Origin of the sequence: Thioclava pacifica DSM 10166, assembly GCF_000714535.1 — a bacterium.
Classification (GTDB): Bacteria; Pseudomonadota; Alphaproteobacteria; order Rhodobacterales; family Rhodobacteraceae; genus Thioclava; species Thioclava pacifica.
In genome coordinates, this window is the sequence record NZ_AUND01000038.1 from 13,258 (window position 1) to 27,643 (window position 14,386).

Here is a 14,386-nt window from a genome sequence, read left to right on the forward strand (position 1 = left end):
GCTCGGGCCAGCTTGCGCCGAATTTTGGTGGATGGAGCCGATGGCCGCACGCACTGCCCCGTTTTCCCGTTTCGAGTTCGTGATCGCCTGGCGCTACCTGCGCGCGCGCCGCGCCGAAGGCGGTGTCTCGGTGATGACCTGGATTTCGCTTATCGGCATCACGCTCGGCGTGGCCGCGCTGATCGCGACGCTCGCGGTGCGCGCGGGCTTTCGCGCAGAGTTCGTCGGCACGATCGTCGGCTCGAACCCGCAGATCACCGTTTATTCCGCGCCGACCGAGGTGGTGGAGGGATCCGGGGTCTATTCGCGTCTGATCCGCGATTACGCGGAGCGCACCGAGCGCATCAAGGCAATCCCCGGCGTGGTCAGCGCGGCCCCCGCGGTGCGCGGTCAGGCGATGGTGAGTTTCGGGGAGCGCTCGAACGTGGCCGATGTTTACGGCCTGGCCCTGAGTGACCTGAAGAATATTCCCAATATCGCCCATTCCGACGACGCACAGGGCGATATCGACGATTTCGGCGAAGGCATCGCGATGGGGATCGGCATGGCGCGGGATCTCGGCGTCTCTGTCGGTGACACGATCAAGCTGATCTCGCCCAATGGCGCGAAGACGCCACTTGGGACGAGCCCGCGGGTCAATGCTTACAAGGTGGTCTATATCTTCTCGGCGGGGCGCTACGACATCGACCAGACGCGGCTCTACATGCCCTTCCGCGAGGCGCAGAGCTATTTCAACCGCGAGGGCGGGGCGGATGAGATTGACGTGGATGTGACCGATCCTGAAAAAGTCGAAAACTGGGAGACTGCGATCAGCGATGCGAGCGGGCCGGGAACCCTGCTGTGGACCTGGAAGGATGCCTCGGGGAGTTTCCTGCGTGCGCTCACGGTCGAGGATAACGTGATGTTCATCATCCTGTCGATCCTCGTGCTGATCGCCTCGATGAACATCACCTCGGGGCTGATCATGCTGGTGAAGAACAAGGGGCGCGATATCGGCATCCTGCGCACGATGGGGCTCAGCCAGGGCTCGATCCTGCGGGTCTTCTTCCTGTGCGGGGCGTTCACTGGGGTGATCGGCACGCTGGCGGGGCTGACGCTGGGCGTGCTGTTCGCGCTCAATATCGACAGCATCATGAGCTTCGTGAACTGGCTCAACGGCGGCGGGGTCTGGGATCCCTCGATCCGGGGTATCTATTACCTGCCCGCGAAGCTGCAGCTTTGGGACGTGATCAAGGCGGTATCGCTGTCGCTGGTGCTGAGCTTCGTGGTGACGATCTTCCCCGCGCGGCGGGCGGCACGGATGAACCCGGTGGAGGCGCTGCGCTATGAGTGATGTGCTGATCTGCGAAGGCATCGCGAAGAGCTACAACCGGGGCAAGCCGAACGAGATCACGGTGCTCAAAGGGCTCGATCTGACGATCCCGAAGGGCCAGGTGACCGCGCTGGTCGCGCCCTCGGGAGCGGGCAAGTCGACGCTGCTGCATATCGCGGGGCTTCTGGACACGCCCGATGCGGGGCGCGTGGTGATCGACGGCGAGGACCTGACTGGCGCACGCGATGGCAAGCGTACGGCGGCGCGGCGCGAGAAGCTGGGCTTCGTCTACCAGTTCCACCACCTGCTGCCGGAGTTCTCGGCGGCCGAGAACATTATCCTGCCGCAGCTCGCGAATGGTGCTGGGCGGGCCGATGCCGAGGCGCGCGCGGCGGATCTTCTGGGGCGCGTGGGACTGTCAGCGCGCATGGATCACCGCCCTTCGGCGCTCTCGGGTGGCGAGCAGCAGCGCGTGGCCTTCTGCCGGGCGCTGGCCAACGCCCCGAGCCTGCTGCTGGCCGACGAGCCGACGGGCAACCTCGATCCCGCGACCTCGGATACGGTCTTCGACGTGCTGATGGGGCTGGTGCGCGAGACCGGGCTCTCGGCACTGATCGCGACGCATAACATGGAGCTGGCCGCGAAGATGGATCGCGTGCTGCGGCTCGAGAATGGCGCTTTGACGGAGGGGTAAATGATCGTCTTTGGGATTTCGACCTGTGACACGGTGCGCAAGGCGCGCAAGGCGCTGGAAGCGGCGGGGCGCGACGTGGAATTCCGCGACGTGCGCGCCGAGCCCCTGACGGCTGAAGAGATCGCCGAGTTCGAGACGGCCTTCGGCGACAAGATCGTCAACCGCGCCTCGACCACCTGGCGGGGGCTCAGCGACGAGGAGCGCGCCGCCCCGATCGCCGATCTGCTGAGCGGCCATCCCGCGCTGATGAAGCGCCCGGTGATCCGCGAGGGCGACAAGCTCACATTGGGCTGGACGAAACCTGTGCAGGCCGAATGGCTCTGAGCGTCTGAGACGCTCAAATACAAACGACCCGCGCGGAGAGCGCGGGTCGTTCGGGTCAAACCTGTGTCAACCGCTCAGAGCAGTTGCAGATCCGAAGCCGAGGCGCGACCGTCGCGGCCCGACTGGAGCTCGTACGACACTTTCTGGTTGTCGGCGAGTTCCTTGAGGCCCGCGCGCTCGACCGCCGAGATGTGCACGAACACATCCTTGCCGCCTTCGTCGGGGGCGATGAAACCGTAGCCCTTGGTGGAATTGAACCATTTCACGGTGCCAGTGGCCATACCGTCTTCTCCTTCGTAGTCTCCCGGGGGCGAGATTGCCGCCGGGCCGTGCAGCCAGTGTCTTTCGGGTCTTCCGGCTGCCTTTTAAAGAAGCGAGGCGGTAGGAAAGTCTGCGAAACACGCTTATCGAGTCTCGCTGAGTTTCGCAAAAATGCAATGACATTCCGTGAGGGGCGCAACCCCCTCACAGGCCTGTGAAATTTGGCGATCCGCCTGTTTTTGCGGCAATTATCCGCGCAGGTCGGGCGGGGTCGATTCGGCCACCAGTTCGGTCACGATTTCATCAAGCGCGACCGTCGCGGTGCGGGTGTCGCCGAGCTTGCGAACGGAGACCGTGCGCTCCTCGACCTCTTTCATCCCGATCGCGAAGATATAGGGGACCTTGCCGAGCGAATGCTCGCGGACCTTGTAGTTGATCTTCTCGTTGCGCGTGTCGGCCTCGGCGCGGATGCCCGCGGCGCGCAGCTTCGCGGTCACTTCCAGAACGTAATCGTCCGCATCCGAGACGATCGAAGCCACGACCACCTGACGCGGGGCGAGCCAGAGCGGCATCTTGCCCGCGTGGCTCTCGATCAAGATGCCGATGAAGCGCTCGAACGAGCCCAGAACGGCGCGGTGCAGCATGACGGGGCGGTGACGCTCGCCATCCGAGCCGACGTAATCCGCGTCCAGCCGCTCGGGCAGGTTGGTGTCGACCTGCAAGGTGCCGCATTGCCAGTCGCGCCCGATCGCGTCGGTCAGCACGAATTCCAGCTTCGGCCCGTAGAAGGCGCCTTCGCCCTCGAAGATCTCGTAATCGTAACCAGCCGCTTTGCAGGCATTGCCGAGCGCGGCTTCGGTATAGTCCCAGCTCTCATCGGAGCCGATGCGCTTTTCGGGGCGGGTCGATAGCTTGATGCGCCAGTCGGTGAAGCCCAGATCGGCATAGATGCCCGACAGGAAGGTGATGAACTTTTCGGTTTCCGCCTCGATCTGATCCTCGGTGCAGAAGATATGCGCGTCGTCCTGCGTGAAGCCGCGCACGCGCATGATGCCATGCAGCGCGCCCGAGGGCTCGTAACGTGCGCAGGAGCCGAACTCGGCCATGCGCAGCGGCAGGTCGCGGTAGCTTTTCACACCCTGGTTGAAGATCTGCACGTGGCACGGGCAGTTCATCGGCTTGAGCGCGTTGACCGTCTTCTCGCGGGCGTGCTCTTCGTCAACTTCGACGATGAACATGTTCTCCTGGTAGTTCTCCCAGTGGCCCGAGGCTTCCCAGAGCTTGCGGTTCACGACCTGCGGGGTGTTCACCTCGACATAGCCGTCCTCGCGCTGCTTGCGGCGCATGTAGTCCTGAAGCGCGGTGTAGATGGTCCAGCCATTGGGGTGCCAGAAGATCTGGCCCGGCGCCTCTTCCTGCATGTGGAACAGGTCCATCTCGCGGCCGAGCTTGCGGTGGTCGCGCTTGGCGGCCTCCTCCATCATCGTGACCCAGGCGTTGAGGTCCTTCTTGGTCTTGAAGGCCACGCCGTAGATGCGCTGCAGCATCGGGCGGCTCGAGTCGCCCAGCCAATAGGCGCCCGCGACATGGGTCAGCTTGAACGCATCCGCCGGAACCTGACCGGTATGCTGCAGGTGCGGGCCACGGCAGAGATCCTGCCAGTTCCCGTGCCAATACATCCGGATGTCCTCGCCTGCCGGGATGCGGTTGATCAGCTCGACCTTGTAGGGCTCGTCGGTGGCCAGGTAATGGTCGATCGCGTGTTTGCGGCTCCAGACCTCGGTCTTGACGGTGTCGCGTGCGTTGATGATCTCACGCATCTTCTTCTCGATCGCGCCGAGGTCTTCGGGGGTGAAGGGCTCCTCGCGGTCGAAATCGTAGAACCAGCCATTGTCGCGTACCGGGCCGATCGTGACCTTCACGCCGGGGTAAAGCTCCTGCACGGCGCGGGCCATGATATGGGCGAGGTCGTGGCGGATCAGCTCGAGCGCGGGGCCGTCATCGGCCATCGTGTTGATCGCGATCTGCGCATCCTCATGGATCGGCCATTGCAGATCCCAATGCGCGCCATTGACCTGCGCGGAGATCGCTTTCTTCGCAAGCGACGGCGCAATCGAGGCAGCCACTTCGGCCGGCGTCACGCCCGCGTCATAGGAACGCGCATTGCCATCGGGAAAGGTGAGGGAGATCTGGGACATGTCGTCCTCCTCGTCGGTTTGGCGCCCACGGAACGCCCGGTTGCGGGATATATGTTGTGCCCATGCCTTTTGCGCGGGGGAGGCGCGGCTGTCAATGGGGCGGGCAGGGTGGAGATGTCGCAGGGGGCGCGGCCCCCGTCACCGAAAGGCGGCAAACGAAGATCGAACAGGAACGACCGCCTGAATCGTCACTCGGTTAGCCCTGGCACCGGCAGCCCCGCGGATTGCCACAGCAGCACGAAATTCAGCCCCAGCACCACCGTGGCGCCCAAGACGGCGAGCCACAGGATTGGCCCACGCACTGCGAACTGTCCCATGATATCGGGGCGCCGGGCAAAGATCAGCAGCGCCACCATCGGGACGGGCAGGGCGATCGACAGCACCACCTGACTCATCACCAGCGCCTCGGTCGTGTTCACGCCGAGCCAGACCACGGCAAAGGCGGGGGCCATGGTGATCACTCGGCGCAGCCAGACCGGGATTCGACGGCGGATGAAGCCTTGCATGATCATCTGTCCCGCCATCGTGCCGACGACCGAGGAGGAAATCCCCGAGGCGATCAGCGAGGTCAGGAAGGCGGCGGCGGCAAATCCCCCCAGAAGCGGCGTCAGCGTATGATAGGCGGTCTCGATTTCGGCCACCTCGGCGTGGCCCTGATGGAAGGCCGATGCCGCCATGATCACCATCGCCATGTTCACCATGCCCGCGACCGCAAGCGCGATGATCACCTCGCGGTTCGAGAAGCTCACCAACCGCGCCTTTTGCGCCGCATCGCTGGTCAAGGCGCGGTTCTGCGTCAGGCCCGAATGCAGGAAAATCGCGTGGGGCATGACGGTGGCCCCGATGATCCCCACGGCGATCGTCAGCGCGCGGGCATCGGGCATTGCGGGCGTGGTCAGCCCCGCAACGGCACTGCCCCAATCCACCGGCGCCACGAACATCTCCGCCAGGTAGCAGGCCCCGATCAGGGCCACGAGCGCGCCGATCACGATCTCCATTGGCCGGAACCCCCCGCGCTCGAGCATCAGGATCGCGTAGGTGACCACTGCCGTGACCCCCATTCCCCAGATCAACGGCCAGCCGAACAGGAGCGACAGCCCCAGTGCGCCGCCCAGAAACTCCGCAAGATCTGTCGCCATCGCGGCAATCTCCGAGACGATCCACATCGCGATCGTGACGGGTTTCGAAAAATTCTCCCGTGACAGCTCGGCAAGGTTCTTTCCGGTGACGATGCCGACCCGCGCAGAAATCCCCTGAAACAGCATCGCGATCAGGTTCGCGGCCAGCACCACCCACAGCAGCTTGTAGCCATAGCCAGCACCCGCCTCGATATTCGTCGCGTAGTTGCCCGGATCCATATAGGCCACCGAGGCGATCACGGCCGGGCCGAAGAACAGCCACATCGCCCCGCGTCGGCGCGACCCGGAGAGCACCTCGGCCATGGCCGAGCGCGTCCTTTCGCTCATTCCCTGTCCTGCGGTGCCGCTCATCGTCCGGGCCTTTCCTTGCTGCGCTTGCGAAATGTAGCCTTGGCTACAAACTTCGCAAGGGGCTAAATTGCGTTGACTTGGCAGGACTGCCCGCGTCATCCTTTCCCTTGGCTTCCCGCAGGCGCTGCGCTATGCGGGCCGCCCCCGTATCCCGCACCCGGCGAGGCAGGAGCGATGACCGAAACCGACCCCTCTCAGATCAAGGGCTTCAACCGCGCCCGCGAACGCGCCGCCCGCGCGTTGCTGGAGGATTATGTCGAGATGATCGCCGATCTGGCCGCCGAGTTTGGCGAGGCGCGGATCACCGAGATCGCGGCGCGCCTCGGCGTGGCCCATCCGACCGCGACCAAGGCAGTGGCGCGGCTCAAGCGCGAGGGGCTGGCGGTTTCGCGCCCGTATCGAGGTGTCTTTCTGACCGAAGCCGGTGAGGCGCTGGCCGAGCAGGTCCGCGCACGTCACCGCACGGTGGTGGCGCTGCTGCGTGCCGTTGGCGTGCCTGAAGATCTGGCCGAGCTTGATGCCGAAGGGATCGAGCACCACGTCTCGACGCGCACACTCAAGGCGTTCGAGGCTTTTCTTGCCTCACAGGGCGGCGAAAAGGGCTGAGAGGCGTTCGGCCTCGCCCGCAAGCCCCCAGGGCGGGTTCACGACGAACATGCCCGAGCCGATCATACCATGGCCTTCGCGCGCGGGCGGAAAACGCACCTCATGGCTCAGCGCGTCAGGGAACGCGCGGCGCAGGGCCGCGACCATCCCGTCCTGAGCGCCCGAGGTCAGAATCGGGTACCAAAGCGCGATGATCCCGACATTCCACTTCTTCGCGATCTGCCCGATCAGCTTCGGCATCGCGACATAGTCGGATTTCTCCTCGAAACTTGGATCGATCAGCATCAGGCCGCGGCGCGGGGTAGGGGGCGTGAGCGCCAGCGCCATCTCGCGCCCGTCCGCCTTGTGCACGGTGATCTTGCGCCCCACGGCCTGACGCAGCGCAGAGAATTCCTGCGGATGCAACTCGCAGAGCTGGATCGAGTCGATGTCGCGTAGCAGCGCCTTCGCCACCAGCGGCGAGCCCGGATAGGCCTGCGGTCCATGCTCGGCCCGTACCGTTGCAAGTGCCCGAATATAGGGGTGATCGGGCGCAAACCAGCCCATTCCCTCGATCCGGGCGATCCCCGCCGCCGCTTCTCCTGTCTTCACCGCTTCCGCCGCGTCCAGCGCATAAAGTCCACGCCCGGCATGGGTTTCGAGATAGCTCAGCGGCTTGTCCTTGCGCGTGAGATAATCGAGCGCCGAGGCCAGCAAGGCATGCTTGTGCACATCGGCAAGATTTCCGGCGTGATAGGCGTGTTGATAGGACAGCATCGGCAGGTCTCCTTGCCCCTCTTCCTGCCTCGTGGGGCGCGCAAGGGCAATCCCGAACCTAAGCCTGTTCTTCTTGATCCAAATATCTCGGGGGGCGCCGCAAGGCGCGGGGGCAGAGCCCCCTCGACTTTCACGTTCGGAAAAAAAGAAAACGGCGGCGCCCAGGGAGGAGGAGGGGCGCCGCCGTCTCTTTGCTACCTCGGGTCTCAGGGAGGAGGAGGAGACCCTTCGGCATTTCCGACGCCGCTTCAGGGAGGAGGAGGAAGCAGCGTCTCACCCTTGGGCCCAGGGAGGAGGATAGGGCCCTCGGTATCTGGTTGGCGGCACCCTCAGGGAGGAGGAGGAGGGTGCCGCCGAAACGATCGGTCCAGGGAGGAGGAGAGGACCTTTCGTATTCTTTTACTCACTTTGGACCGTTTGGTCCGTATATCAAGTGCTGCACTGCAGCATGCGACAGCCTGTCGCAGCTTCGCGCTGAATGTAGGCGGCGACCTCAGGGAGGAGGAGAGAGGTCGCCGCCTGCTCAGCGCGGGTCTCAGGGAGGAGGAGAGAGACCCGGGCAGCTCGGTCCGGCATCGCAGGCGTCACGCCGCGTGGGGCCGGTGTGTCTGGATGGCGGCGCCCTCAGGGAGGAGGAGGAGGGCGCCGCCGAGTTTCCAAGCCCCAGGGAGGAGGAGAGGGGCTTCGGAAATCAATTACTTGCCGTAGGCGGCCTCGTAGGCCACGCGGGTGATCATCGAGCGATGCATGCCGAGATCGTCGAGCTCGCGGGAGTTCAGCGAGCGGAGTTCATTGAGCGTCTGGCGGTAAACCTTGCGACGCGCGATCGCGTCGGAGAGCTTGACCTTCAGCTTCGTAAAGCCGCTTTCGCTCAGTCGGATGTCATGAACGAGTGCCATCGTCTTCGCCTCATCTTTCTCGTACAGGGCCCTGTGCGTTTTCCCGCTTCTGGACCCGAATTCGTCACTGCGTCTTCTGTCGCGTTGTCCCTAAGATGTGCTGATTGCTGCGAGTGCACAATGCGCGACGGCCTCAATGCCGCCATGCAGAAAATGCATGAATGATTCTGACCCATTTTCGAGACATCTGCGCAAGAAACGTGCGCTTTGGATGCATGTTCACATCTGAACCTGTCGGTTTAGACAGGATTGCGCTTGAACTGCGCGGCAAAAACGCCACAGTTCCCCGCGAATTGACCACATGTGACGGACGCTAACGGTCCGGGGAATCGGAGGGTTTGCATGGCTCTGAGCAAGGAGCAGGTGCTCGAAGTGCTGCGGAAAACCGAAGTGCCGGGAGGTGGAACGGCTGTGAGTCGTGATCTGCTGCGCGCTCTTGCGGTACAGGACGGGGTGGTGCGCTTCGTCCTCGAGGGGGCGCCCCAGGCGGAACTGGAGGCGATGCGCCCGGTGCTCGAAGGGGCGGTGAAGGCCCTGCCGGGGGCCGCGAGCGTGACGATCGTGGTGCCTTCGGGCCCGCCGCGCGGTTTGGGCGGAACGGCGCAGCAGCCCCGCGGCCCGGCGATCGGCGGTCATCCAAAGCCGCAATCGGGTCCGCAACGCGTGCCGGGTGTGGCGAAGATCATCGCGGTTGGCTCGGGGAAGGGCGGCGTGGGGAAATCCACCGTCAGCTCCAATCTTGCCGTCGCGCTCGCCCGGGCGGGCAAGCGTGTCGGTCTGCTCGATGCCGATATCTATGGCCCCTCGCAGCCGCGCATGATGGGCGCGACGCAGCGGCCCTCGTCGCCCGATGGCCAGACGATCCTGCCGCTCAAGGCGCATGGGGTGGCGTTGATGTCGGTCGGGTTGATGCTGAAAGAGGATGAGGCGGTGATCTGGCGCGGCCCGATGCTGATGGGTGCGATGCAGCAGATGCTCTTTCAGGTGAAATGGGACGAATTCGGCCCGCTCGACGTTCTTCTGATCGACCTGCCGCCCGGAACCGGCGACGTGCAGCTGACGCTGTGCCAGAAGACCAAGCTCGACGGAACGATCGTGGTCTCGACGCCGCAGGATGTGGCGCTGCTCGATGCGAAGAAGGCGATCGACATGTTCCGCAGGCTGGATGCGCCGGTGTTGGGGCTGATCGAGAACATGTCCTCTTATATATGCGCCAATTGCGGGCATGAGGCGCATCCCTTCGGTCATGGCGGGGTCGAGGCGGAGGCCGCGCGGCTGGATCTGCCCTTCCTCGGGGCTCTGCCGCTCGATCTCGATGTGCGGCTTGCGGGCGATGCCGGCACGCCGGCGGCGGCAGGCGAGGGGATCGCCGCCGATGCCTATGCGGCGCTGGCAGAGGGGCTGATTGCGCGCGGCGCGGTCTGATCCGTTCAGATTTGGGGTCGAGAGGGCGTCCTGCGGGGCGCCCTTTTGCCATGATTTCGACGGCGTGCGCGCGCTGCGGATTTCGCTCATGGGAATTCGTGGGAGCCCCCTGTGGGAATTCACGGGACCGTTCCGGCCGCGTGAGGGTCGAAAACGGGGCGAGAGCTGGGAAATCACGGGTCAATCGCGCCGAGTCGAGACAAATCATCCTTATGTGATAGGCGGAATGATGCTCCGATTCTGAGGGGGTGACGTGCCTGAAGGGGTGTGTGAGACGGATTTTTCGAAAAAAAATGCATTATGGTGGGAATGGGCTCCACCTGAAGTTTTGTACTATATGTAGATTATTTTTGGTTCTTTGCGCCTATATGGAGCAACGCAGCGCCACAACACCTAGTTTTTTAAGGGGCTTCAGGACAAGATCTTCCCATCAATCGGCAAATTTTTTCTTGCGTGCCATGATTTCCCATGGCATCCCTAATTCATCGGAAGCGAGGACACAAAGAGGCATAAAGACCTCACGGCGATACGCAGGTTTCATACAGGCACCCGCTTCACGAAACGAAGAGATCCGGCGCGCGAGCGAGCAGACATCCCCCCAGGTGGCGCGCGCAGTCGGACATACCCAGAGATGGGAACGAGGGCGGCGGATTGGGCAGTGGCAGCAGCCCAATCCGCCGTTTTCATTTCCGGGCTCCGGCCCGGATAGGGACAGGTGATAGGAGCGCGCTTTGGCGGGCATGTTCATAGGCGAATACACCTTCAAGGTGGACAGCAAGGGTCGCGTGTCGATCCCCGCGCTGTTTCGTCGTGAGCTCGAGGAAGGTGATCCCGACCGTCCGAACAAAGAGCGCCCGCGCATGGTTATCGTCTACGGCGCCGACACCCAGAAAATGCTCCAGGTTTACACGCAGGCCGCTTTCGAGGCGCTGGCCGCCGATATCGCGGCGCTGCCGCGCGGCTCGAAGCAGCGCACGATCCTGCAACGTCTCGTGCTCTCGAAATCGCACCCGACCGAAGTCGACAATGATGGCCGCCTGGTGATCCCGGCGCCGCTGCGTGCGAAGATCGGTCTGTCCACCGAGGCCTATTTCTCCGGCGTGGGCGAGACTTTCGAGATCTGGAATCCCGAGACCTTCGCCGCTGCCGACGAAGCGAATATCGACCAGTGGGTCGAGGAACAGGGCGAAGATTTCGACCCGCTCAGCCTTTTGTCACAGGGGTGAGCCATGTCGGATCGGGACGCCCTGCCAGACGCCCCCCATATCCCGGTTTTGCTGCGGCCGCTCCTTCGGGCGGTCGCGCCTGTCTCCGGCATCTGGCTTGATGGCACTTTCGGCGCGGGCGGCTATACGCGCGGGTTGCTGGAGGCCGGGGCCGACAAGGTGATCGGCGTGGACCGCGATCCGGCGGTGTTCGAGATGGCCGAAAGCTGGCGCGGGCAATATGGCGACCGTCTGGAACTGGTCGAAGGCACGTTTTCCGAGCTCGATACCTATAGCGACGAACTGCTCGACGGGGTGGTGCTAGATCTTGGCGTCTCGTCGATGCAGCTCGACCAGGCCGAGCGCGGGTTTTCCTTCCTGCGCGACGGGCCGCTCGACATGCGGATGTCGCAGGACGGCCCCTCGGCCGCCGATCTGGTGAACGAGACGGACGAGGCAGATCTCGCGGATATCCTCTATCAATATGGCGAGGAGCGCGCCTCTCGCCGGATCGCCAAGGCGATTGTCGAGGCGCGTAAAGTCCAGCCCTTCGAGACCACGCAGCAGCTGGTGAAGGTGATCGAGCGTTGCCTGCCGCGCCCGAAACCGGGCCAGAGCCATCCCGCGACGCGCAGCTTCCAGGGCATCCGCATCGCGGTGAATGATGAATTCGGCCAGCTCATCGAGGGGCTGGAGGCCGCCGAGCGCGCGCTGAAACCCGGCGGGCTGCTGGCGGTGGTCAGCTTTCACTCGCTCGAGGACCGGGTGGTGAAGCGGTTCTTTGCGGCGCGCTCGTCCACGGGCGGCGGCGGATCGCGCTATGCGCCGGTCCAGCAAAGCCTTGATCCGGCGTTTGAAATTCTCGTCAAAGGCGATGGGCCGGATGCAGAGGAACTGGCCGAGAACCCGCGTTCGCGCTCTGCGCGGCTGCGGGTGGGGCGGCGCACGCAGGCACCGGCCGGCAAGGCCGACCGCAGCCAGCTGGGCCTGCCCGCGTTGGTGACCGGAGAGAAGAAGGGGAAACGCCGTTGAGACTGCTTGCCTATCTCGCCACGTCTGTCTTCGTCATGGGGCTCGCCTTCTGGGCCTATCACGTCAATTACGACACGCAGGACAAGCTCGACGAGCTGCGCGATCTCAATCGCGAGATCGCCTCGCTCAACGAGGGCCTTTCGGTGCTCAATGCCGAATGGGCCTATCTCAACCGTCCCGAGCGGCTGCGCGAATTGGTGAACCTGAACTTCGCCTCGCTACGGCTTCTGCCGATGACGCCCGAGCAGTTCGGCACCGTCGCCCAGATCGCCTATCCGACGCCGCAGGCCGATGCGCCGGACACCTCCGATCTTTCCGTTCCGGTCGAGGTCAAGGCTGATCCCGAGGGAGGGAACTGATGCGCACGCCCCTTCGTCCGCTTGCCCGTATTCTCGATGCCCGCGCCAAGGGCGAGAACCCCGACGCGATCGAGCGCGAAAACCGCCGCCTGCGTGGCGAGGCGACCCGCGACAAGGCGCGCCAGCGCGCCGAGGGCCGCCTGCTGGTCATGTCGGTGCTGTTTCTCGCGGCCTTCCTGACGGTCGGGCTGCGGATGGGCTCCTTCGCGGCCGCGCGCCCCGAAGAGCCGCAAACCGATACTTCGACCGAGCAGATCCACGCGCAGCGCGCCGATATCGTCGATCGCAAGGGCAGGGTGCTGGCCACCAATCTTCTCACCCATGCGCTCTATGCTCAGCCGCCGATGATGATCGACCCCAAGGGCACGGTCGACAAGCTGGTCGCGATCTTCCCCGATCTTGACCGCGAGCGGCTGATCAAGGATTTCACCGGCGGGCGCAAATTCGTCTGGATCAAGAAGCGCATCAGCCCCGAGCAGATGCAGGCCGTGCATGATATCGGCGATCCGGGGCTGCTGTTCGGACCGCGCGAGATGCGGCTTTACCCGAACGGGCATCTGGCCGCCCATATCCTTGGTGGCTCGCGTTACGGCACCGAAGGCGTGAACTCGGCCGAGATCCTCGGCGTGGCCGGGATCGAGAAGGAATATGACAGCTGGCTGCGCGATCCGGGCAATGGCGGTCAGCCGCTCAAGCTCTCGCTTGATCTGACGGTGCAGGCCGCGCTGGAAGACGTGCTCTCTGGCGGCATGAAGCTGATGAACGCCAAGGGCGCGACGGCGGTGCTGATGAAGGTCCAGACCGGTGAGATCGTCGCGATGGCGAGCTTGCCCGATTTCGACCCCAACGACCGACCCGCACCGCTGCTGAAGGGCGATCCCTCCGACAGCCCTCTATTCAATCGCGCGGTGCAGGGGATGTACGAGCTCGGCTCCACCTTCAAGATCTTCGCAGTGGCACAGGCGATGCAGGATGGGCTCGTCACGCCCGACACGATGGTCGACACGAAGGGGCCGCTGCGCTGGGGCAAGTTCAAGATCCACGACTTCCATGATTACGGCAAACAGCTCTCGGTCACGGATGTGATCGTACATAGCTCGAATATCGGCACTGCCCGGATCGTGCAGAAGATCGGCCCCGAGAAGCAGCGTGAGTTTCTCGGCAAGCTGGGTCTGCTGGAGCCCTCGCCGGTCGAGTTGATCGAGGCGCCCACGGGCCGTCCGATCCTGCCCTCGAAATGGTCCGAACTCTCGGCGATGACCATCGGCTACGGGCATGGCCTGTCCGACAGCCCGCTGCAACTGGCCGCCGCCTATGCGACCATCGCCAATGACGGTAAGCGTGTGCTGCCCACACTTATCGCGCAAGGCGGTCCGAAAGAGCCGCACAAGCAGGAATTCGGTGCGCCCGAGGGGGACCAGGTTGTCTCGCCTGCCGTTGCGCGCAAGGCTTTGGCGATGATGCGCGCGGTGGTCACGCGCGGCACGGCGAGCTTCGGCGATGTCGCGGGCTATCAGGTCGCGGGCAAGACCGGCACCGCGGACAAACCCGACCCGCAGGGCGGTTACTACGACGACAAGGTGATCTCGACCTTCGCGGGTGTTTTCCCGGTGACCAACCCCGAATATGTGCTGGTGCTGACGCTCGATGAGCCGACCGACACTTCGGGTAAGGAACCGCGCCGCACCGCAGGCTGGACCGCCGTTCCGGTGGCGGCCGAAACGATCCGCCGCGTGGCACCCCTTTTGGGTCTGCGCCCTGAGCCGACCACGCCGGATACGCTCGACGGGATCCGCCTTGTGAAGAAGGACTGAAGCCACTTTCA

The 14,386-nt window shown here is 64.1% G+C and carries 14 protein-coding genes; 9 read left to right on the forward strand and 5 right to left on the reverse strand.

Annotation, left to right across the window (positions count from 1 at the left end; all coding sequences use genetic code 11):
* Positions 1-40 precede the first annotated feature (40 nt).
* The 3 genes from TP2_RS14070 to TP2_RS14080 are packed head-to-tail and all read left to right on the forward strand — an operon-like array spanning position 41 to position 2,330.
* Complete coding sequence (locus tag TP2_RS14070) at positions 41-1,333, forward strand: lipoprotein-releasing ABC transporter permease subunit (protein ID WP_038079127.1); 1,293 nt, start codon at positions 41-43, stop codon at positions 1,331-1,333.
* Entirely contained in the window at positions 1,326-2,006 is a 681-nt protein-coding gene (locus TP2_RS14075; RefSeq protein WP_038078796.1) for an ABC transporter ATP-binding protein, read from the forward strand. Before TP2_RS14070 ends, TP2_RS14075 begins: the two co-directional genes overlap by 8 nt.
* Complete coding sequence (locus TP2_RS14080; protein WP_038078799.1) at positions 2,007-2,330, forward strand: arsenate reductase family protein; 324 nt, start codon at positions 2,007-2,009, stop codon at positions 2,328-2,330.
* A gap of 74 nt (positions 2,331-2,404) precedes the next feature.
* Here TP2_RS14080 and TP2_RS14085 read toward each other — a convergent pair whose 3' ends face one another.
* The 3 genes from TP2_RS14085 to TP2_RS14095 form a co-directional block, all read right to left on the reverse strand.
* The gene (locus TP2_RS14085) at positions 2,405-2,611 is read right to left on the reverse strand and encodes a cold-shock protein (protein WP_038078802.1); all 207 of its coding nucleotides are present in this window, start codon (positions 2,609-2,611) and stop codon (positions 2,405-2,407) included.
* Positions 2,612-2,839: 228 nt separating this feature from the next.
* Positions 2,840-4,789, reverse strand: coding sequence for a threonine--tRNA ligase (gene thrS / locus TP2_RS14090; RefSeq protein WP_038078806.1), 1,950 nt, complete (start codon positions 4,787-4,789; stop codon positions 2,840-2,842).
* Between the two features lie 188 nt (positions 4,790-4,977).
* Complete coding sequence (locus TP2_RS14095; RefSeq protein WP_206198349.1) at positions 4,978-6,255, reverse strand: Nramp family divalent metal transporter; 1,278 nt, start codon at positions 6,253-6,255, stop codon at positions 4,978-4,980.
* A gap of 198 nt (positions 6,256-6,453) precedes the next feature.
* Here TP2_RS14095 and mntR point away from each other — a divergent pair, with 198 nt between their 5' ends.
* Positions 6,454-6,885 carry a manganese-binding transcriptional regulator MntR gene (gene mntR / locus TP2_RS14100; protein WP_038078811.1) on the forward strand — a complete coding sequence of 144 codons (432 nt, stop codon included), beginning with the start codon at positions 6,454-6,456 and terminating at the stop codon, positions 6,883-6,885.
* Here the strand turns inward: mntR and TP2_RS14105 are convergent.
* Both TP2_RS14105 and TP2_RS14110 read right to left on the reverse strand, forming a co-directional pair.
* Positions 6,862-7,641 carry a 23S rRNA (adenine(2030)-N(6))-methyltransferase RlmJ gene (locus tag TP2_RS14105; RefSeq protein ID WP_038078813.1) on the reverse strand — a complete coding sequence of 260 codons (780 nt, stop codon included), beginning with the start codon at positions 7,639-7,641 and terminating at the stop codon, positions 6,862-6,864. The two genes, mntR and TP2_RS14105, sit on opposite strands and share 24 nt — an antisense overlap.
* A 695-nt stretch (positions 7,642-8,336) precedes the next feature.
* On the reverse strand, positions 8,337-8,540 hold the full coding sequence (locus TP2_RS14110; protein ID WP_038078815.1) for a DUF1127 domain-containing protein: 204 nt from the start codon (positions 8,538-8,540) through the stop codon (positions 8,337-8,339).
* Positions 8,541-8,882: 342 nt separating this feature from the next.
* On the opposite strand from TP2_RS14110, the gene TP2_RS14115 reads away from it, so the two are divergent.
* The 5 genes from TP2_RS14115 (at position 8,883) to TP2_RS14135 (ending at position 14,375) form a co-directional block, all read left to right on the forward strand.
* Positions 8,883-9,965 carry an Mrp/NBP35 family ATP-binding protein gene (locus TP2_RS14115; RefSeq protein ID WP_038078817.1) on the forward strand — a complete coding sequence of 361 codons (1,083 nt, stop codon included), beginning with the start codon at positions 8,883-8,885 and terminating at the stop codon, positions 9,963-9,965.
* 740 nt (positions 9,966-10,705) lie between these two features.
* Positions 10,706-11,191: a division/cell wall cluster transcriptional repressor MraZ gene (gene mraZ, locus TP2_RS14120; RefSeq protein WP_169739540.1), complete on the forward strand. Its 486-nt coding sequence runs from the start codon at positions 10,706-10,708 to the stop codon at positions 11,189-11,191.
* Between the two features lie 3 nt (positions 11,192-11,194).
* Entirely contained in the window at positions 11,195-12,202 is a 1,008-nt protein-coding gene (gene rsmH / locus TP2_RS14125; RefSeq protein ID WP_038078823.1) for a 16S rRNA (cytosine(1402)-N(4))-methyltransferase RsmH, read from the forward strand.
* Complete coding sequence (ftsL, locus tag TP2_RS14130) at positions 12,199-12,561, forward strand: cell division protein FtsL (protein ID WP_038078825.1); 363 nt, start codon at positions 12,199-12,201, stop codon at positions 12,559-12,561. Before rsmH ends, ftsL begins: the two co-directional genes overlap by 4 nt.
* Positions 12,561-14,375 (forward strand): peptidoglycan D,D-transpeptidase FtsI family protein, encoded by a 1,815-nt coding sequence (locus tag TP2_RS14135; RefSeq protein ID WP_240473774.1) that lies wholly within the window; start codon positions 12,561-12,563, stop codon positions 14,373-14,375. Before ftsL ends, TP2_RS14135 begins: the two co-directional genes overlap by 1 nt.
* Positions 14,376-14,386 lie beyond the last annotated feature (11 nt).